This is a genomic window from Aquamicrobium lusatiense (assembly GCF_014201615.1).
Classification (GTDB): domain Bacteria; phylum Pseudomonadota; class Alphaproteobacteria; order Rhizobiales; family Rhizobiaceae; genus Mesorhizobium; species Mesorhizobium lusatiense.
Genome location: NZ_JACHEU010000001.1, coordinates 1,822,704 through 1,840,206, shown reverse-complemented (window position 1 = coordinate 1,840,206; position 17,503 = coordinate 1,822,704). Strand labels below are relative to the sequence as shown.

The 17,503-nt window shown below is 65.9% G+C and carries 20 protein-coding genes; 17 read left to right on the top strand and 3 right to left on the bottom strand.

Annotated elements, in window-relative coordinates; translation table 11 throughout:
- Positions 1 to 61: 61 nt before the first annotated feature.
- The 17 genes from HNR59_RS08755 (at position 62) to HNR59_RS08675 (ending at position 15,398) form a co-directional block, all read left to right on the top strand.
- Entirely contained in the window at positions 62 to 397 is a 336-nt protein-coding gene (locus HNR59_RS08755) for a DUF2190 family protein (RefSeq protein WP_183828752.1), read from the top strand.
- Positions 397 to 708, top strand: coding sequence for a head-tail joining protein (locus tag HNR59_RS08750; protein ID WP_183828748.1), 312 nt, complete (start codon positions 397 to 399; stop codon positions 706 to 708). Before HNR59_RS08755 ends, HNR59_RS08750 begins: the two co-directional genes overlap by 1 nt.
- Positions 705 to 1,340, top strand: coding sequence for a DUF6441 family protein (locus HNR59_RS08745; RefSeq protein WP_183828745.1), 636 nt, complete (start codon positions 705 to 707; stop codon positions 1,338 to 1,340). The genes HNR59_RS08750 and HNR59_RS08745 overlap by 4 nt, the downstream gene beginning before the upstream one ends.
- 67 nt (positions 1,341 to 1,407) lie before the next feature.
- On the top strand, positions 1,408 to 2,484 hold the full coding sequence (locus HNR59_RS08740) for a hypothetical protein (RefSeq protein WP_183828742.1): 1,077 nt from the start codon (positions 1,408 to 1,410) through the stop codon (positions 2,482 to 2,484).
- Positions 2,485 to 2,559: 75 nt separating this feature from the next.
- Complete coding sequence (locus HNR59_RS08735) at positions 2,560 to 2,979, top strand: acyl-CoA transferase (RefSeq protein ID WP_183828739.1); 420 nt, start codon at positions 2,560 to 2,562, stop codon at positions 2,977 to 2,979.
- A gap of 24 nt (positions 2,980 to 3,003) precedes the next feature.
- Positions 3,004 to 3,945, top strand: coding sequence for a phage tail tube protein (locus HNR59_RS08730; RefSeq protein ID WP_183828736.1), 942 nt, complete (start codon positions 3,004 to 3,006; stop codon positions 3,943 to 3,945).
- A complete protein-coding gene (locus HNR59_RS08725; RefSeq protein ID WP_183828733.1) occupies positions 3,945 to 4,382 on the top strand; it encodes a hypothetical protein in 438 nt (145 codons plus the stop codon). The genes HNR59_RS08730 and HNR59_RS08725 overlap by 1 nt, the downstream gene beginning before the upstream one ends.
- A gap of 98 nt (positions 4,383 to 4,480) precedes the next feature.
- Positions 4,481 to 4,609 carry a DUF7697 family protein gene (locus HNR59_RS20910; protein ID WP_281379419.1) on the top strand — a complete coding sequence of 43 codons (129 nt, stop codon included), beginning with the start codon at positions 4,481 to 4,483 and terminating at the stop codon, positions 4,607 to 4,609.
- Positions 4,602 to 6,767, top strand: coding sequence for a phage tail tape measure C-terminal domain-containing protein (locus tag HNR59_RS08715; protein WP_183828730.1), 2,166 nt, complete (start codon positions 4,602 to 4,604; stop codon positions 6,765 to 6,767). The genes HNR59_RS20910 and HNR59_RS08715 overlap by 8 nt, the downstream gene beginning before the upstream one ends.
- Positions 6,767 to 7,393 carry a DUF2460 domain-containing protein gene (locus HNR59_RS08710; RefSeq protein ID WP_183828727.1) on the top strand — a complete coding sequence of 209 codons (627 nt, stop codon included), beginning with the start codon at positions 6,767 to 6,769 and terminating at the stop codon, positions 7,391 to 7,393. The genes HNR59_RS08715 and HNR59_RS08710 overlap by 1 nt, the downstream gene beginning before the upstream one ends.
- Complete coding sequence (locus HNR59_RS08705) at positions 7,390 to 8,274, top strand: DUF2163 domain-containing protein (RefSeq protein WP_183828723.1); 885 nt, start codon at positions 7,390 to 7,392, stop codon at positions 8,272 to 8,274. The genes HNR59_RS08710 and HNR59_RS08705 overlap by 4 nt, the downstream gene beginning before the upstream one ends.
- Positions 8,271 to 8,708, top strand: coding sequence for an NlpC/P60 family protein (locus tag HNR59_RS08700; protein WP_183828720.1), 438 nt, complete (start codon positions 8,271 to 8,273; stop codon positions 8,706 to 8,708). Before HNR59_RS08705 ends, HNR59_RS08700 begins: the two co-directional genes overlap by 4 nt.
- A gap of 6 nt (positions 8,709 to 8,714) precedes the next feature.
- Entirely contained in the window at positions 8,715 to 12,680 is a 3,966-nt protein-coding gene (locus HNR59_RS08695; RefSeq protein ID WP_183828718.1) for a baseplate multidomain protein megatron, read from the top strand.
- Between the two features lie 10 nt (positions 12,681 to 12,690).
- The gene (locus HNR59_RS08690) at positions 12,691 to 13,767 is read left to right on the top strand and encodes a DUF2793 domain-containing protein (protein WP_183828715.1); all 1,077 of its coding nucleotides are present in this window, start codon (positions 12,691 to 12,693) and stop codon (positions 13,765 to 13,767) included.
- Positions 13,768 to 13,784: 17 nt separating this feature from the next.
- Positions 13,785 to 14,078: a DUF6127 family protein gene (locus HNR59_RS08685; RefSeq protein ID WP_246374544.1), complete on the top strand. Its 294-nt coding sequence runs from the start codon at positions 13,785 to 13,787 to the stop codon at positions 14,076 to 14,078.
- A gap of 86 nt (positions 14,079 to 14,164) precedes the next feature.
- On the top strand, positions 14,165 to 14,899 hold the full coding sequence (locus HNR59_RS08680; RefSeq protein WP_183828712.1) for a glycoside hydrolase family 108 protein: 735 nt from the start codon (positions 14,165 to 14,167) through the stop codon (positions 14,897 to 14,899).
- Complete coding sequence (locus HNR59_RS08675) at positions 14,892 to 15,398, top strand: hypothetical protein (protein WP_183828710.1); 507 nt, start codon at positions 14,892 to 14,894, stop codon at positions 15,396 to 15,398. The genes HNR59_RS08680 and HNR59_RS08675 overlap by 8 nt, the downstream gene beginning before the upstream one ends.
- A gap of 127 nt (positions 15,399 to 15,525) precedes the next feature.
- On the opposite strand, the gene HNR59_RS08670 is transcribed toward HNR59_RS08675, so the two are convergent.
- From HNR59_RS08670 to HNR59_RS08660, 3 genes are read right to left on the bottom strand one after another with little or no spacing between them, the layout of a single operon-like run.
- Positions 15,526 to 16,266 (bottom strand): hypothetical protein, encoded by a 741-nt coding sequence (locus HNR59_RS08670; protein WP_183828707.1) that lies wholly within the window; start codon positions 16,264 to 16,266, stop codon positions 15,526 to 15,528.
- An 11-nt stretch (positions 16,267 to 16,277) separates the two neighbouring features.
- Complete coding sequence (locus HNR59_RS08665) at positions 16,278 to 17,015, bottom strand: HupE/UreJ family protein (protein WP_183828704.1); 738 nt, start codon at positions 17,013 to 17,015, stop codon at positions 16,278 to 16,280.
- A 48-nt stretch (positions 17,016 to 17,063) separates the two neighbouring features.
- A complete protein-coding gene (locus HNR59_RS08660; RefSeq protein WP_183828701.1) occupies positions 17,064 to 17,450 on the bottom strand; it encodes a hypothetical protein in 387 nt (128 codons plus the stop codon).
- Between the last annotated feature and the right edge of the window lie 53 nt (positions 17,451 to 17,503).

Genomic DNA, 17,503 nt, shown 5'->3' with positions numbered 1-17,503 from the left:
AACCCTGACATGCGGGCGGTCCTGACGGGCCGCCCTTCGTCTTTCCACGAGGATCACCTCCATGAAAAACTACGTCCAGCCCGGCAACACCATCACCCTGACCGCGCCCTATGCCGTCGCCTCCGGCGATGGTCTGCTCGTCGGCTCCATCTTCGGCATCGCCGCCGGAGCGGCCGCCCTCGGCGAGCCCGTCGAGACCGCGCTCGTCGGCGTCTTCGACATCACCAAGGTCGGCTCGCAGGCCTGGACCGTCGGCGCCAGGGTCTATTGGGACGACACCAACAAGCGCACCACGACCGTCGCGACTGACAACACGCTCATCGGCGTGGCCGTCGAGGCGGTGGCGAGCGGCGCGGGCGACACCATCGGACGGGTCCGCCTGAACGCGGCCTTCTGATGAGCGCCTTCGCCGCTGCCGTGGGCGCGCTCTTCGCCGATCCGAACATCGGCCGGGACGCGGTCTACATCGCCGACGGCGGCGCGCCCGTGCTGGTGCGCGTTGTCGCCCGGCGCGCTGACGCGATCACGGACTTCGGCGACGCGCGGCTCTGGTCCGAGACCACCAGGATCGACCTGCGCGTGGCCGAGGTTGCGACCCCGCGCCCCGGCGACCGTATCGAGATCGATGGCGACGCCTTCCTCATCCAGGGCGAGCCCGTCCGCGACCGCGAGCGGCTGGTCTGGACCGTGGATCTGAGGCCCGCGTGAAACTCAAGCTCGACATCGATCCCGACATCGTCGCGATGATGGCGGCCGAAGTTGCGGCGGGCGAGCGCGCTGTGACGGCCGCGATGCGCGAGGCCGGGACCGGGCTGAAGTCGGCGTGGCGGTTGCAGATCACCGGCGCGGGGCTCGGCACACGGCTCGCCAACTCGATCCGCAACCAGAACTTCCCGAGGTCGGGCGAGAGCCTGGACGCCGCGGCGCTCGTCTGGTCGAAGGCCCCGGTCATCGTAGGCGCGCATGACACCGGTCCTCTGATCCGCTCGAAAGACGGGTTCTGGCTCGCGATCCCGCTGCCTGCCGCAGGTAAATCCCTGCGCGGCGGCCGCATCACCCCCGGCGAATGGGAGCGCCGCCGCGGCCTGCGCCTGCGCTTCGTCTATCGCCGCACCGGTCCGAGCCTGCTGGTGGCGGAGGGGCGGCTGAACACGAAGGGTCAGGCGGTGGTGTCGCGCTCGAAGACCGGGCGCGGCAAGGTCACCGCGCCGATCTTCCTTCTGGTGCCGCAGGTCAAGCTGCCGAAGCGGCTGGATCTGGCGCGGGATGCAGACCGGGCGTTGGACAGCGTGCCGGGGCTGATCGTGGGGAACTGGATAGAGGGAAGGATCCGCAAATAGAGAGGTGGCGGTTGCGCACTTGCCTCACGCAAAGTCATGCAGGAGGATGACGCTCAGGAGGCTGAAGATGGCGTTTTTCAAGTGGTTGTTCGGACGAGAGAGATCGAGTTCCGCTCAGTCGCCGAGCTCTGCCAATCGGTGGACGGTCTCAGAGAACGGCAACCCGACGTTGGTCGAGGGTTCGACGCGCATAACGGTCTTTCAGCAGGACCGCGGTTGGAAATACTGCATTGCGGACGTCGGCGATCGGGAAGACCCACACTTCTCCGACGCGTACGCTACCGAAAGGGAGGCGCAAGAAGAAGCGCTGGCCCACTTCCGAGGCGAACCATCTCGCCACCAGTCCCTTTCCGCCTCCACCACTGAGGATCGTCGGCAGCGCTGGGAAGCGCACATTCAAGAACGCTCGCTTACGATCGAGGAGCTGCAGCGATTTCTCGCGGAGAACAAAGATCTCGGCATCACGGCCCTCCGAAAGCCCGAGGCCAAGATCGCGAGTCATCTGAAGCAACTGGATTGGCAGATCGCAGAATACCGGAACGCCGGTGTTTCAGCGAACCTCATTTCTCTGGCTGAGCGACAGAAATCCGCGCTCGCAAGGCTGGCCGAAGAAGTCGCAGCGCGGATCGAAATCAAACAGGCGAAGCGACCGCCAAAAAGAACGCCGGTGTCGGACAGTCAGTTATCGACCGAGCTTTCTCGGAAAGTCGATGATCTGATCCGACTGTTCGCCGAAACCCCCGTAGTGGATCCGAGTGAGGTGGAAAGGCGATACAGTCGCGCGATGCGTGATGCCACCGCGAAGATGCTCGACGGCGGAACCACTTACGGTCAGGCATCCGGAGCGCCGGAGTTCCTGAGCCAGGACGAGGAATCCTTTCGAGCTTTCATGAAGGAGGCTGATCAGGATCTCGCATGGCAATGCAGTACGGTTTCGGACGCGTTCAAGCGCTATCTCGAAATCGGCGAGACGCCGGCACCTCACTATCCGATGCGTGTGGCCGTGCTTCTCAGCAAGGCCAAGGACCTCGAGCGAGAGAAGCAGTTTTTGGCGGCGTGGTGCATGCATTTTCCATCCGGGAACGGCGTGAAATATGCTGCACTCGTAGAAAGAGCGAAGAAGGTAGGCGCAATTCCCGCCTGACGGTGGAACCAGAAGGCTTCGGTTCAGACCGGAACAAAGATCGGTATTCCGATCCAACCTCAGTTTGTGGTCGCCATGCCCACCTCACGCGAAACCATCCTCGCCGCGCTGCACGCGCGGCTCTCGGCGCTGCCCTCCACCGCTCTGCGCGGCGATGTGCTGCCGGAGCGCGTCCCGGCCGAGGGCCTGCTGATCCTGCGCGACGGTGAGCCGGGCGAGCCGGAGGTGACGTTGTCGCCCCTGCGCTACCATTACCAGCACCGGGCCGAGATCGAGGCGGTTGTCCAAGGCGCTGCGCGTGACGCCGCATTCGACACGTTGTGCGCCAGCATCGGCACGGCACTCACCGCCGACCGCACGTTGGGCGGTCGTTGCGACTGGCTGGAGGCGGAAGCGCCGCGACCGGTCGATCTGCCGGTCGAGGGCGCCGCCAGCCTGAAGGCCGCCGTGATCCCGGTCGTCCTGCACTACACCACGGCCGACCCGCTCGGCTGATCCCGACAACCTGAGGAGACCACCATGGCACGAGCCCAAGGGGCGCGGGCGCAGATGGCGCTTGCGTTCGAGACGACCTATGGAACGCCGCCCGCCAGCGGTTTCACCCGCATGCCCTTCGCCAGCACCTCGCTCGGCGCAGAACAGCCTCTGCTGAACTCGGAGCTGCTCGGCTACGGCCGCGATCCTTTGGCCCCGATCAAGGACGCGGTGACGGCCGACGGCGACGTCCTGGTGCCGCTGGATGCTGAAGCATTCGGCTTCTGGCTGAAGGCGGCGTTCGGACCGCCGACGACCACAGGCGCGGAAGCCCCATACAGCCACGAGTTCCAGTCGGGGTCGTGGACGCTGCCCAGCATGTCGATCGAGACGGGCATGCCCGAGGTGCCGCGCTATGCGATGTATTCGGGCTGCGTGCTCGACCAGATCACCTGGCAGATGCAGCGCTCGGGGCTGCTCACCGCAACGGCTCGGCTGGTGGCGCAGGGTGAGACGGTGGGCGCGACCACTAGCGCCGGGACGCCCGCAGCGTTGGAGCTCAAACGCTTCGGCCATTTCAACGGGTCGATCACGCGGAACGGGTCCGCGCTCGGCAACGTCGTCTCCGCCGATATCACCTACGCCAACAACCTCGACCGGATCGAGACGATTCGGGCAGATGGCCGCATCGACGGGGCGGACCCGTCCATAGCGACGCTGACGGGCTCCATCGAGGTGCGCTTCGCCGACAGCACGCTGGTGACGCAGGCAATCAATGGCGAGCCTTGTGAATTCGAGTTCGCCTATGCGCTGCCCTCGAGCGAGAGCTTCACCTTTACCGTGCACGCCGTCTACCTGCCGCGTCCGCGCATCGAGATCTCCGGGCCGCAGGGCGTGCAGGCCACTTTCGACTGGCAAGCCGCGCGGGACAGCACCGTCGGCAGGATGTGCACCGCCACTCTCGTGAACGATGTGGAGACCTATTAATGCTGACTCTCGACCTGACGAACGCGCCGCGCTGGCATGATCTGGCGCCAGGCGTGCGGGTGCAGTTGCGCCCGCTGACCACTGCGCTGATGGTGGCGACGCGCAGCGATCCAATCATTGAGGCGGTTTCGGAAGAAGCCTCCGACGAGGAGCGTGCCGTCGCCTTCGCCAAAGCGCTGGCGAGGCGGGCGGTGCTCGCCTGGGAGGGTATCGGCGATGCCGACAGCAACCTGATCGACCCCAGCCCCGAGGGCATCGACGCGCTGCTCGACATCTGGCCGATCTTCGAGGCCTTCCAGCTGACCTATGTCTCGAAGGGTTTGCTGCTGGAACAGGAAAAAAACGCCTCCGCGCTCTCGCCGAATGGTCCTTCGGTGGGGGCGAGCGCTACTGCGAAGCCTGCCCGCAAACCTGCCCGGACTGCCCGGCGCGGCTGAACCGTCCGGAAACTCCGGAGGGTTGGCAGGTCTGGGACCTCGTCGGGCGTCTCGGCGGCCAGCTGCGCGTCCTGCCGGGCGCGGTGATCGGCTGGGACATGTCGGCCGCGCTGGCGCTCGGCGACGCGCTCGGCGTGCCACCGCGCGCCATTGCCGAACTGCTGCCCGTCATCGAGGCAGTGATGGTGGTCAAGCTCAACGAACAAGTGGAACGTCCCAATGGCTGAGAAGCGTGTCTCCGTCCGGCTCGCGGCGGTCGGCGGCCGGCAGGTGCGCGCCGAGCTCGAGGGCGTCGGCGAAGCCGGATCGCGCGGCTTCGGGCGGCTCAACCGTGAGATGGAGGCAGCCAACGTCCGGCTCGCAGCGTTCTCCCGCCGTGTCGCTGTAGCTGCTGCCGCCGCCGTGGCCGCCGCTGCTGCTGCTGGCATGGCAATGATGCGCTCTGGGCTCCAGACGGTCGATGCGCAGGCGAAACTTGCACAGTCCCTGGGCACTACCGTCGCTTCGATCCAGACGCTGGAGCGCGCGGGCGAGCTGGCAGGCGTCTCGATGTCCGGCATCGAACAGGCGACGAAGGATCTGACGCGGCGTCTCAGCCAGGCGGCCGCCGGCACCGGCCCGGCTGCCGACGCGCTGGACCGTCTTGGGCTCTCGGCCGGCGAGCTGATCGCCCTGCCGCTGGATCAGCGCGTCGGCGCGATCAACGCCGCCATCGAGCAGTTCGTCCCCGCTGCCGAGCGTGCCGCCGTGGCTGGTCAGCTCTTCGGCGAGGAAGGCTCCATCGCCATGAGCCGGATCGACACTGCGACGCTGCGCCAGGCGACCGAGGACGTGCTCGCCTTCGGGGTCGTGGTCTCGGAGCAGGATGCCGATCAGATCGAGCGCACGAACGACGCGATTTCACGGCTCGGGCTGATCTGGCGCGGGCTGTCAAACCAGCTGGCCGTTGCCGCCGCGCCGGCGCTGGAAGCCGTCGCCAATGCCATGGCGGCGGTCGCCAGCCGCACCGGTCCGCTCGGCATTGCCATTCGTGGTCTCTTCGACAACATCGGTCGCCTGACCACATATGCCGCGACCTTCGCCGCCTTCCTCGGCGGCCGGTGGGTTGCGGGACTGGCAGCAGCGGCGCTGTCGGTTCGCGGCCTCGCGACAGCGCTCGTTGTTCTACGCGGGGCGCTCATCCGCACCGGCATTGGTGCGCTCATCGTTGGCGCTGGCGAACTGATTTATCAGTTTACCCAACTTGCCCAAGGCGCCGGTGGTTTCGGCAATGCGATGGCCCTGCTGGGCGATGTCGCTTCGGAGGTCTGGGATCGGATCAAGCTGGGCGGTCAGTCGCTTTCGCTCTCCCTTCAATCGGTGTGGGCTTCCATTCGCGCAGGCTGGCTTTCAGCGCTCGAAAACATCCAGAAAACCTGGGCGGATTTCCTCCACGCTGTGGCGCGCGGCCTTGACGGCATTCCCGGCATGGAGTCCACCATGCTTGCCGTCTATGGAGCGGCGGTCAGCGCCGGGTCTGCCTTCTACGAAACGGCTGGCGCGGCTGCGGAGGCGAGCGCAGAGGCAGATCGCCTCGCGGCTTCTGCGAGGGCAGCAGCAAATGCCGCAGTAGCGCCCCTCAGCTCGATCGAAGCGCTGCGTCAGGCACTATCGCGCGCCAGTGAACCCGAAGGTTCTGCGCTGACCGATGCCACGGATGCAGCCGAACGCTTCGAAAGCGCGCTCGGCGATGCCGGGCGCGCAGCCACAGAAGCAGGTGCTGCCGCCGGAACGGCGGCCGCCGCTGCGAAGCCCGACACCGAGGCCGCCGTCACAGGGTGGCAGGCGGTCACGGCGGCGCTGTCGGACTACGCCAGCAAGGCGCGCGAGATCGGTGGCGATATCGGCCAGAGCCTCGTTAGCGCCTTCCAGTCGGCGGAGAACGCCGTCGGCGAGTTCGTGAAAACGGGCAAGCTCAATTTCACCGACCTCGTCACGTCGCTCATTGCCGATCTCGCCAAGCTCGCGGCACGGCGGTTCATCCTCGGTCCAATCGCGAATGCGCTGGGCGGCATCCTCGGCCAGGCTGGTGGCCTGTTCGCCAATGTGCTGCACGCGGGCGGCATCGTCGGAGCTGCCGGACCGGCACGCATGGTGCCTGCGCTCGCCTTCGCCGCAGCGCCCCGGATGCACTCCGGGGGAACCGTGGGTCTTCGCCATGATGAGGTGCCCGCTATCCTCCAGCGGGGCGAGCGGGTGCTCTCGAGGCGCGAAGCGCAGAGCTACGGGACGGGCGGGGTCAACATCACGATCATGGCCCGCGACGCCGAGAGCTTCCGCCAGTCACGCACCCAGGTCGCGGCCGACATTGCCCGCGCCGTGTCGCTCGGCCGGAGGGGCATGTGATGGCGTTTCACGAGATCCGATTTCCCGACAATATCAGCAGGGGCGCACGCGGCGGTCCCGAGCGGCGCACGCAGATCGTCGAGCTCGCCTCAGGCGACGAGGAGCGCAACGCCAGCTGGGCGAACTCGCGCCGTCGATATGACGTCGCCTACGGCATCCGTCGCGCCGATGACCTGGCGGTGGTCGTCGCGTTCTTCGAGGCGCGCAACGGGCGGCTCCACGGCTTCCGCTTCAAGGACTGGGGCGATCACAAGTCGTGCCTGCCCTCGGGTGCGCCATCACCGAGCGACCAAGCTATCGGCACCGGCGATGGTGCGACGACCGCTTTCCAGCTGGTGAAGCACTACGCCTCCGGGGCGCAATCGTGGACGCGCGCCATCGCCAAGCCAGTGGCGGGCACCGTGCGCATCGCACTGGGAGGCGTCGAGCAGGTTTCCGGCTGGTCGGTCGATACCACGACCGGCGTCGTCAGCTTCAGCGCCGCGCCGGGCGCTGGTGTCGCCATCACTGCGGGCTTCGAATTCGACGTACCCGTCCGCTTCGACACCGACGCGCTCGACGTGACGCTCGACCTCGAGCGGCTCGGCTCGATCACGTCCATTCCGCTTCTGGAGATCCGGCGATGAAGTCGCTCGACCCAAACTTCCAGGCACATCTTGATGAGGGCACCACGACGCTCGCCTGGTGCTGGCGGATTACCCGTGCCGACGGTGTCACCTTCGGCTTCACCGATCATGACCGGACGCTGACCTTCGACAGCACCGACTTCGAGCCCGAGAGCGGACTCACGGCATCTGAGGTGCGTTCGGGCTCGGACCTGTCCGTCGATGCGCAGGATGCTGAGGGCGTGCTGACCTCCGACCGCATCACCGAGACGGACATTCTCGACGGCCGCTGGGACAATGCCGAGGTGGAGGTCTGGCGCGTGAACTGGACCGACACCGGCCAGCGCGTCCTGATGCGGCGCGGGGCCATCGGCCAGATCCGGCGCGGGCGGCTGGCCTTCGTCGCCGAGGTGCGTTCGCTTGCCCATGTGCTCGGCCAAACTGTCGGACGGACGTTTCAGGCGACATGCGATGCCGCTCTCGGTGATATCCGATGCGGGGTCGACCTGGACGACCTGACCTACAAGGGCACGGGCACCGTCATCGATCTGCTGCGCGATCGCGCCTTCACCGCCTCGGGGCTCGGCGGTTTTACCTCCGGCTGGTTCACCTTCGGCACACTGGAGTGGACGAGCGGCGCGAACGCCGGGCGGCGCACCGAGGTGCTGGGCCATGACCTCACGGACGGAGTCGCGGTGCTGACACTGCTGGAAGCACCGGTGCGCGCGATCGACGAGAGCGACGGTTTCACCATCCGCGCCGGCTGCGACAAGCGCATCGAGACCTGCGGGACGAAGTTCGCCAACACGGCCAACTTCCGGGGCTTTCCGCACATCCCAGGCCAGGACACCATCCTGCGCTACGCCACAAGAGATGGCGGCCATGACGGAGGGGTGTTGTGATCCCCGCCGATCCAGAGCGCATCATCACCGCCGCGCGCTCCTGGCTTGGCACGCCATATCACGATCAGGCGTCCCTCAAAGGTGTGGGTTGCGACTGCCTTGGGCTCGCTCGCGGGGTTTGGCGCGAGGTGGTGGGGTCCGAGCCGTTCACGATGCCGCCCTATAGCCGCGACTGGGGTGAAACTGGCCCCCGCGAAGTTCTGGCCGAGGGCGCACGGCGCATGATGATCGAGGTCGAACCCTCGTATGCCGGTCCCGGCGCGCTGGTCGTCTTCCGAATGAAGCCCCGCGCCATCGCCAAGCATGTCGGGATCCTGACCGCGCCCAACAGCTTCCTCCACGCCTATGAGCAGCTGGGCGTAATCGAAGTGCCACTCACGCAATCCTGGCACCGGCGCATCGCCTTCGCCTTCCTCTTCCCGGAAAAGATCTGATCCACCATGGCAACTCTCGTTCTCGGCGTGGCTGGCGCTGCCATCGGCGGCAGCATCGGCGGGGCCATCCTCGGCGTGAGCGCGGCGACGATTGGCGGCTTCGTCGGCTCCGCCATTGGTTCGGTCGTCGACAGCTGGATCATTTCCTCGCTGGCGCCCACCCAGCGGATCGAAGGCCCGCGGCTCGACAGCTTGCGCATCACCTCGGCCACCGAGGGAGCCGTCATCCCGCGTGTCTACGGACGAATGCGGATGGGCGGCAACATCGTCTGGGCGACCGACTTCCGCGAGGAGATCAGCACAACCACGCAGGGCGGCGGCAAGGGTGGTGGCGGCGGCAAGGTTCAGACCACCGAATATCTCTACTATGCCTCCTTCGCCGTTGCCGTGTGTGAAGGTCCGATCACCGGGATCGGTCGCATCTGGGCCGATGGCAAGCTGCTTGATACTGCCGGGATCACCTGGCGCTGGTATCCGGGTGACGAGACACAGACCGCCGACCCGTTCATTTCGGCCAAGATGGGCGCCGCCAGCACGCCCGCCTATCGCGGTACCGCCTATGTCGTCTTCGAAGAGCTGCCGCTCGGCAACTACGGCAATCGCCTGCCGCAGCTCTCCTTCGAGATCTTCCGGCCGCTCGCTGATCCGGATACCGCCGAGGGTCTGACCCGCGCCGTGACGATGATCCCGGCCTCGGGCGAGTTCACCTACGCCACCGACGGCGTACGCAAGGGCGGCAGCGGCGCTCAGGTCGCGGAAAACCTCAACGCGCTAACGGACACGGCCGACATGATGGTGGCACTCGACCGGCTGCAGGCCATGGCGCCGAAGGTCGAAAGCGTCAGCCTGGTCGTCGCCTGGTTCGGCAACGATCTGCGCGCGGGGGCGTGCCAGATCAGGCCCGGCGTCGAATACGCGGAGAAGACCACGAGACCGAAGACGTGGAGCGTCAACGGCGTCAGCCGGGCTGCTGCCCATCTGGTCAGTCGCGTTGAAAAGGACCGGCCGGTCTATGGCGGGACCCCCGCCGACTTCGCCGTGGTGCAGGCGATCAAGGAGATGAAGGCCCGCGGCCTGCGCGTCACCTTCTATCCCTTCATCCTGATGGATGTTCCGCCCGTGAACACCTTGCCGAACCCGTACTCGGACAACGCCGCCGAGACTGGTCAGCCCATCTTCCCGTGGCGCGGCCGGATCACCTGTTCGCCCGCGGCCGGTTATACTGGCAGCGTCGACAAGACTGCCACGGCGGGCACACAGGTCGCGGCGTTCTTCGGCGGGGCCAGTTCGTCCGACTTCGCGGTATCTGGCGAGACCGTCTCCTGGATCGGTGCCTCCGGGGACTGGGGTCTGCGCCGCATGGTGCTGCACTACGCCCATCTCTGTGCGGCGGCGGGCGGCGTCGACGCCTTCCTGATCGGCACCGAAATGCGTGGGCTGACCACCATCCGCTCGGGCGCCAGCACCTATCCGGCAGTGCTGGCCTTCCGCGATCTGGCGGCCGATGTGCGCAGCATCCTCGGCGGTGCGACCGAGATCAGTTACGCCGCGGATTGGAGCGAGTATTTCGGGCACCAACCCGCAGATGGATCCGGAGACGTTTTCTTCCACCTCGACCCGCTCTGGGCTGACGGAAATGTCGATTTCGTCGGGATCGACAACTACATGCCGGTCTCCGACTGGCGCGATGGTTTCGAGCATCTGGATGCCCAAGATGGCTGGCCGGCGATCTACGACCGCGCCTACCTGCAGGCGAACATCGCCGGCGGCGAAGGCCTCGACTGGTTCTACGCCAGCGCGGCCGATCGCTCGGCGCAGGTGCGGACACCGATCACCGATGGCGCCGCCGGCAAGCCGTGGGTCTTCCGCTACAAGGATCTGCGCGCCTGGTGGTCGAACCCGCACTACGACCGTCCAGGCGGGGTGGAGGCCGGAGCGCCGACGGCGTGGACGCCCGAGTCGAAGCCTATCCGCTTTACCGAACTCGGCTGCCCGGCCATCGACCGCGGCACCAACCAGCCGTACATGTTCTTCGATCCGAAGTCGTCGGAGAGTTTCGTACCGCACTTTTCGCGCGGCTGGCGCGATGACGCGATACAGCGGGCCTATCTCGAGGCGACCTATCTCTTCTGGAGCGATGGGGCGAACAACCCGGTGTCGTCGATCTATGGCGACCGCATGGTACACGTCCCCGAATGCGCGGCATGGACGTGGGACGCGCGGCCTTATCCGTTCTTCCCCGAGCTGACCGACGTCTGGACCGACGGTCCGAACTGGCGACTCGGGCACTGGCTGACCGGGCGGCTCGGGGCCGTGTCGCTGGCCGCACTCGTTCGGCATCTCTCCCTTCGGGCCGGGATGCCCGAGGACCGCATCGACGTCTCCGGCCTTTGGGGTGCGATCGAGGGCTACGCGATCGGCGCGCTTGAAAGCCCGCGCGCCTCGATCACAACGCTCGCCCGCCACTTCGGCTTCGATGCCGTCGAGAGCGAGGGCGTGATCCGCTTCGTCATGCGGGGGCGGGCCGCGGTCGCGAACCTGTCGCTTGACGGTCTGGCTGCCCAGCGGGAGGGCGACATCCTGGAACTCACCCGCAGTCAGGAAACCGAGCTCCCGCAGGCACTGAAATGGCAGGTGGCCCGCGCCGACGAGGACTACGAGGCCGCACAGGTCGAGGCCCGGCGCATCACCGTGGACACGACCCGTATCGCCTCCGAGACCTTCCCCTTTGCCGTGTCGCCCGAGGAGGCCGAACGACGCTGCCGACGCGCGCTCATGGAAGCCTGGTCCGGACGCGAGAGCGCTGTCTTCCGCCTGCCGCCTTCGAGGCTGGCGCTCGACCCGTCCGATGTCGTGACGGTTGATCACGACAGCCGATCGGTTCCGCTGCGCATCGTCTCGATCGCGGATGCGGAGGCGCGGAGCATCGAGGCTCTTTGCCAGGACCGGGAGGCCTACGATCTGCCGCCAGGGGCGCCGCGCCCTGCGGCGCTCTCGAAGGCCGTGGTGTTCGGCGCACCCGAGGCGGTGCTTCTCGATCTGCCGCAGCTGACCGAGAACCAGCCTGCGCACAGGCCCTTCGCGGCGGCCCACGCTACGCCATGGCCCGGCGAGATCGCGGTGTTCCGCAGCGCCTCGACGAATGGATTCGAGCTGCTCACGAGCCTCGGCTCGCGCGCCCGGATCGGCACCCTGGTCTCAGACTTCTACGCCGGGCCCACCTCGCGCTTCGACCTTGGCAATGTGCTGGTGGTCGACCTGCTGTCGGGAACGCTGGAGAGTGTCACCGATCTCACGCTCTTCGGCGGCGCCAACGCACTCGCCATTGAGAGCGCACCGGGTACGTGGGAGATCGTGCAGGCAGGCGCGGCCGAGCTGATCGCGCCGGGCCGCTACCGGCTGACGCGGCTCCTGCGCGGCCAGCGCGGCACCGAAAGTGCGATGGGCAATCCGGCTCCCGCAGGCGTGAGAGTGGTGGTGCTCGACGACAGCCTTGCATCGCTGCCGATCGCCGAGGCAGATCTCGGGTTGCCGTGGAACTGGCGCATCGGTCCGGTGAGCCGGCCGGTCAGCGACGAAACCTACATTGCGCAGGCCTTCACACCCGAAGGCGTCGGGCTGCGGCCGTTCTCCGTCGCCCATACCGAGCAGCCTTGGCGCAGACCGCGCATACCCGGCGATCTGACGATCCGTTGGACGCGCCGTTCCCGCGCGATGTCTGCCGACAGCTGGGGCGCGCTCGAAGTGCCGCTGGGCGAGGAACTCGAAGCATTCGAAGTCGAGATTCTCGACGGCGCCGCCGTGAAGCGGCTGCTTACCGCGACCACCACCAGCGCGCTCTATGCGGCAGCCGACCAGATCGTCGACTGGGGCGCATCGCTCGCCCCCGGCGACACACTGACCGTCCGGATCTTTCAGCTCTCCTCCCTTGTCGGGCGGGGAGCGCCGAAGTCTGTCACGCTATCGTTCTGAAGGACTTCCCATGTCTGACGCCACGACCCATCTGCTGCTGCCCTACATCCTGGCGGCACAGGCCCAGAAGCATGTCGCTCACAACGAGGCGCTGCGGCTCCTCGACGGTTTGGTGCAACTCTCCGTCATTGATCGGGACCTGACCACGCCGCCTGCCATCCCTGCGGACGGCGATCGGTACATCGTCGGCTCTGGCGCAACCGGCGACTGGTCCGGATGGGACCTGAACGTGGCGCTCTGGACCGACGGCGCCTGGCTGCGCCTGCCGCCGCGGGCCGGCTGGCGGTCCTGGATCGAGGATGAAGGCACGCTGCTCGTTTATGACGGCTCTGATTGGGTCAGCACGACGCCTGCGGCGCTGCAGAACCTGGAGTTGCTCGGTATCGGCACCACGGCGGACGCGGCGAATCCGTTCTCCGCCAAGCTCAACGCCGCGCTCTGGACAGCCAGGGCCGTCGGCGAAGGCGGAACCGGCGATCTCTTCTACACGATGAACAAGGAAACGGCCGGCGACGACCTCGGGCTCACGCTCCAGACCGCCTATGTCACGAAAGCGCTGATTGGGCTCTTCGGCTCGGACAAGTTCAGGCTTGCCGTGTCGGCGGATGGCTCGAGCTTCTTTGACGGCTTCATCATCGACAACGCAAACGGCATCGTCGACCAGCCGCGGCTGCCTCGCTTCAAGGCCTACACGAACTACGACAACTACGTCGCCATCGACACCTGGACGAAGATCGGCATCAACAACACGGACTACAATGAACAGGGTGCCTTCGACGCCGGCAACAACCGTTTCGTCGCGCCGGTCGCCGGCACCTACCTCTTCGGCGCGACGCTTCTCTACAAGGTCAATTCCAGCACGACGGCGCGCATGCGCGGTCGCCTGGTTCTGAACGGCACGGCCGAGATCCGGGGCTCCTCCGGCGAAATCTCGGGAACCCATGTCTCCGAGTCTACTGCGCTCTGGCTGCAGACGATGGTGCCGCTGAGCGCCGGCGACACGGTCGAGCTGCAGGGCACGTTCCGCGTCGCCGATGGCTATTTTGCCACCGATCACACCTCGTTTTGGGGTGCGAAGGTCGGCTGATGAGCGGGAAAGGAGAGATGATGACACCCCCCCGTTCCGATCAGGGCTTCATTCGCATTCCGGAGGTCGAGTTTGAGGCGATGCTGGCGCGCGCCGCCGAAGAAGGCGCAAAACGTGCGCTCGCCGACGTGGGGCTGGAGGGCAAGGAGGCCGCCCTAGATATCCGCGACATCCGCTCGCTACTGGAATGCATCCGGCTCGTGCGGCGGACTGCCGTGCAAACTTCGGTGCGGATGATCACCACCGGGATCATGCTGGCGCTGCTCGCCGGCATCGCGATCAAGCTCAAGATCTTCGGCGGTAGCCCGTAGCTGCACCTACCTACCGACCGATTGACCAACCGCACCCGCCCTCGAGGCGGGCTTTTTCATGTCCAGCATCAAGAGGAGAACCGTCGATGAGCACGGCCAAATTCCGGCGCTGCCATGACGTGACCAAGACGTGGGAGGGCGGATGGTCTGATCATCCCGCCGATCCCGGCGGCAAGACAATGTATGGCGTGACCGAAGCCGTGTACCACGCCTGGCTGCGCCAGCAAGGCAAGCCGGTCCGCCCGGTTGGCCAGATCACGATTGCCGAAGCCGAGCAGATCTACTTCGAGCAATATTGGGTGCCAAGCGGTGGGCCGACGCTGGCGATTGGTGTCGATCTTGCGACCTACGATGCCTCGGTGAACTCCGGCGTCTCGCGCGGTCGCAAATGGCTGCTCGCTTCGATCGGCGGGCCGGACCATGAGACGGTAAAGCGCATCTGCGCCACCCGGCTCAGCTTCATGCGGTCGCTGAATATCTGGAACACCTTCGGCCAGGGCTGGGCGCGTCGTGTCGCTGATATCGAAGCCAAGGGCGTGGCGTGGGCCCTGACGGCCGCGAACGACAACCGTGATCGGGTCAAGCAGCAGTTGGGCGAAGAGGCGAACAATGCTCGCTCCCAGGCAGGTAAGCAGGCCGGGGCAGCGGCTGGCGCTGGCGGTGGCGGCGCAATCTCCATCGATCAGGGCGCGCAGCTTGGCGACTGGCTGCTCGCTGGCGTCGTCTCCGTCGCGTTCGCGGCGCTCGCCTTCCTCATCATCCGCGCGGTGATCAACACCCACCGCGCCTCCGCCTATGAACGTGAGGCCGCCAATGTTTAGCTCCCTGGCTCCCGTCCTTGTCAGCCTCGGCGCGCCGATCCTCGGCTCGATCCTGCGCACCCATATTGGCGGCGTCGCCGGTGAGGCTTCTGCGCGAGTGATCGAGGCGCTCGCCCACGCCTTGGGTTCCGAGCCCACGCCAGAAGCCGTGAAGAAGGCGATTGAAGCCGATGCCGATGCTGCCGCCAAGGTGCAGTCGATCGAGCGCGAGCGGAGCGCCGAGTGGGTGGCCTATCTCACCATGGCCACCTCGCAACGCAATCAGATGCTGGACCGGGAGGACGAGCGGGGCGCCGTGTTTTCGTGGGGATGGCGCCCCGCAATGTCCTGGATGTTGCTGTTCCTCTGGTCGTGGAACGGCGTCATCCTTCCGGTTACCAACGCGACAGCCGGAACGTCGATTGTGCCGATCCCATGGGAACACCTGCTGGGATTCGCCGGCCTCTGGCTTGCGATTTATGGCGGGGGCCACACCATCAAGTCGGTGCTGGGGAAATAGCCACGCGTGTGGCTGCAGACGACTGTCTCGTACCCTGCTTAGGAACAATCGAGCTGCAGCGTGCTTCCGCGCCGCGGACATCTCCGGCTTCCGAAAGGCACCCGCTGTGACCGGACCGCCATGATCGTCAGATCATCCGCTTCAGCTCGCTATAAGCCCCCCGGGTCCTCAAGGTTATGGTCAGCGGCTCAGAAGTTCGGTTCCTCCAAAACCAGCCGTGATTGCCCGTGAAAGCCGCTTCGAGCACGCCCTCTTGCTCGCCAACGCCGCGCCCCTTCTCGTAGGAAACGGACTGACCTCCTCCGTCGCCATGTGTATCATAGTTCACGACCGCGCCATTAGCTGTCCAGAAGAACTCTGCTTGCGCCCCCTGGTCCATGACGAGCTTGAACTCGGCCCCTTCGCCTGGAGCGAGCGTGAACGACACCTCGTCTTGCCACTCCGGAGAAGCTGGTTGTCCCTCCGTGACCTGCGGCGCGGGCGCGACCATGGGTGCGGGTACAGCGGCGACCGTCGATGCTGGCTCGGGCACCTCCTCAGGTGAAGCGGGCTGTGCGGCTCCGACGTCTGCGAGCAGGGTCTCGATCCGGTCCAGACGCGCGAGAATTTGAGATTCGGATAAAGAAGGGGCGGAAGCGCCTGCACTGGCCGCGTCGAGCTCGGCCTCCGTGGCAAGCTGAACCTTTATTTCGCCCATCTGCGTCAGGCCGAGCACGCGACCAATGCCGGTAGGATCAACGGCGTATTCGGAGGGCAGGACGACGAAAGCAAGGAGGGCCGTAGCGGTGATGCCGGCGATCGAGGTGGAACGCTTGAGTTGGGCTGAGGTCGGCAGTTCCGCCCGACGGGGAAGGTCAGTGTTGTACATGTGGTCAATCCTTAGACGGCAGGCGCGAAGAAGAAGCCGGCGATTTGGTAACCGGTGAGAACGAATCCGGCGGCCATCATCGCGACGTTCATGGTGTAGGCGTGCTTCCAGAAGCTCGGCTTCCAGCGCCAGTAGCTGATGACGATCAGGATCGCCGACAGCGCAAGAAGCTGGCCGATCTCAACGCCGACGTTGAAGGCAAGCAGGTTCGGCACCAGACCATCCGGCGAGATATTGTATTCGATGATCTTGGTCGACAATCCGAAGCCGTGGAAGAAGCCGAAGATCAGCGTCGCCGCCTTGGTATTCGGCTGAAAACCGAACCAGCGCTGGTAGGCCCCCATATTGTCGAGCGCTTTGTAGACGACCGACAGTCCGATGATGGCATCGATGATGTAGCTGTTGATGCCGATGTTGAAGTAGACGCCCGCAAGCATCGTCGTCGAATGTCCGATGGCGAACAGACTGACATAGGTGGCGATGTGCTTCGGCCGGTAGAGGAAGAAGATCACACCCAGCAGGAACAGGATGTGGTCGTATCCGGTGACCATGTGCTTGGCTCCGAGATAGACAAAGGGGATCAGGTGAACCCCGGTGATCTCCTGAATGTAACCCTTGTCGCCCTCGGCAACGGCGTGCGCGAAGGCTGTGCTGGCAAAGAGCGCCTGTCCCACAAGAACGGCGAGCATAATGAGGGTGGACCGGCCCAGCGCACAGCGCGGCGGACCCTCGCGAGAAGGTTGTTGCATGGATACTCCAATCGTCGTTGTCGACTTTAGCCGCGCATGCGGCCGCGATCAGGCAATGACGATCCGTCTCGGAGGACGTTCGAGCCGGTAGCTCGTGCCGAGATGCGCCACATGCGGTGGCATCGGCACCCACGTCCGCGCCAGCGCCGGCACTACGGGCGCGCTGGCTGGCGGCGCCGTCGGCGTCTCGTGCGAATGGTCGGCGGGGTTGTGGCCGTGGGAATGACCGGCTGCCTGCTCGTGCTCCTCCCCGTCCTCGTGACTATGACCGTGTTCGGCCATTTCCACTTCAGGCTGAACGTGGCGCTTGGCCTCGGTTGCAAGGGCGGTCGGGTTCTGCGACGGGGGGTGCGCGGCATGCGGCAACAACGAACCGAACGCCATCGCGAGAGCGACGACGAGGGAAAGGACCGCTCTTCCTACCCAGTTCGACATGTTAACGGTTTCTCACCAAAATCTTAACAACTCTTTGTCTTTGGGTCGGATTC

What these genes read in the sequence shown, in the direction of transcription:
- HNR59_RS08755 (WP_183828752.1), top strand. Translation starts at nt 62, where the DNA reads ATGAAAAACTACGTCCAGCCCGGCAACACCATCACCCTGACCGCGCCC.
- HNR59_RS08750 (WP_183828748.1), top strand. Translation starts at nt 397, where the DNA reads ATGAGCGCCTTCGCCGCTGCCGTGGGCGCGCTCTTCGCCGATCCGAAC.
- HNR59_RS08740 (WP_183828742.1), top strand. Translation starts at nt 1,408, where the DNA reads ATGGCGTTTTTCAAGTGGTTGTTCGGACGAGAGAGATCGAGTTCCGCT.
- HNR59_RS08735 (WP_183828739.1), top strand. Translation starts at nt 2,560, where the DNA reads ATGCCCACCTCACGCGAAACCATCCTCGCCGCGCTGCACGCGCGGCTC.
- HNR59_RS08730 (WP_183828736.1), top strand. Translation starts at nt 3,004, where the DNA reads ATGGCACGAGCCCAAGGGGCGCGGGCGCAGATGGCGCTTGCGTTCGAG.
- HNR59_RS08725 (WP_183828733.1), top strand. Translation starts at nt 3,945, where the DNA reads ATGCTGACTCTCGACCTGACGAACGCGCCGCGCTGGCATGATCTGGCG.
- HNR59_RS20910 (WP_281379419.1), top strand. Translation starts at nt 4,481, where the DNA reads ATGTCGGCCGCGCTGGCGCTCGGCGACGCGCTCGGCGTGCCACCGCGC.
- HNR59_RS08715 (WP_183828730.1), top strand. Translation starts at nt 4,602, where the DNA reads ATGGCTGAGAAGCGTGTCTCCGTCCGGCTCGCGGCGGTCGGCGGCCGG.
- HNR59_RS08710 (WP_183828727.1), top strand. Translation starts at nt 6,767, where the DNA reads ATGGCGTTTCACGAGATCCGATTTCCCGACAATATCAGCAGGGGCGCA.
- HNR59_RS08705 (WP_183828723.1), top strand. Translation starts at nt 7,390, where the DNA reads ATGAAGTCGCTCGACCCAAACTTCCAGGCACATCTTGATGAGGGCACC.
- HNR59_RS08695 (WP_183828718.1), top strand. Translation starts at nt 8,715, where the DNA reads ATGGCAACTCTCGTTCTCGGCGTGGCTGGCGCTGCCATCGGCGGCAGC.
- HNR59_RS08690 (WP_183828715.1), top strand. Translation starts at nt 12,691, where the DNA reads ATGTCTGACGCCACGACCCATCTGCTGCTGCCCTACATCCTGGCGGCA.
- HNR59_RS08685 (WP_246374544.1), top strand. Translation starts at nt 13,785, where the DNA reads ATGATGACACCCCCCCGTTCCGATCAGGGCTTCATTCGCATTCCGGAG.
- HNR59_RS08680 (WP_183828712.1), top strand. Translation starts at nt 14,165, where the DNA reads ATGAGCACGGCCAAATTCCGGCGCTGCCATGACGTGACCAAGACGTGG.
- HNR59_RS08675 (WP_183828710.1), top strand. Translation starts at nt 14,892, where the DNA reads ATGTTTAGCTCCCTGGCTCCCGTCCTTGTCAGCCTCGGCGCGCCGATC.
- HNR59_RS08670 (WP_183828707.1), bottom strand. Translation starts at nt 16,266, where the DNA reads ATGTACAACACTGACCTTCCCCGTCGGGCGGAACTGCCGACCTCAGCC.
- HNR59_RS08665 (WP_183828704.1), bottom strand. Translation starts at nt 17,015, where the DNA reads ATGCAACAACCTTCTCGCGAGGGTCCGCCGCGCTGTGCGCTGGGCCGG.
- HNR59_RS08660 (WP_183828701.1), bottom strand. Translation starts at nt 17,450, where the DNA reads ATGTCGAACTGGGTAGGAAGAGCGGTCCTTTCCCTCGTCGTCGCTCTC.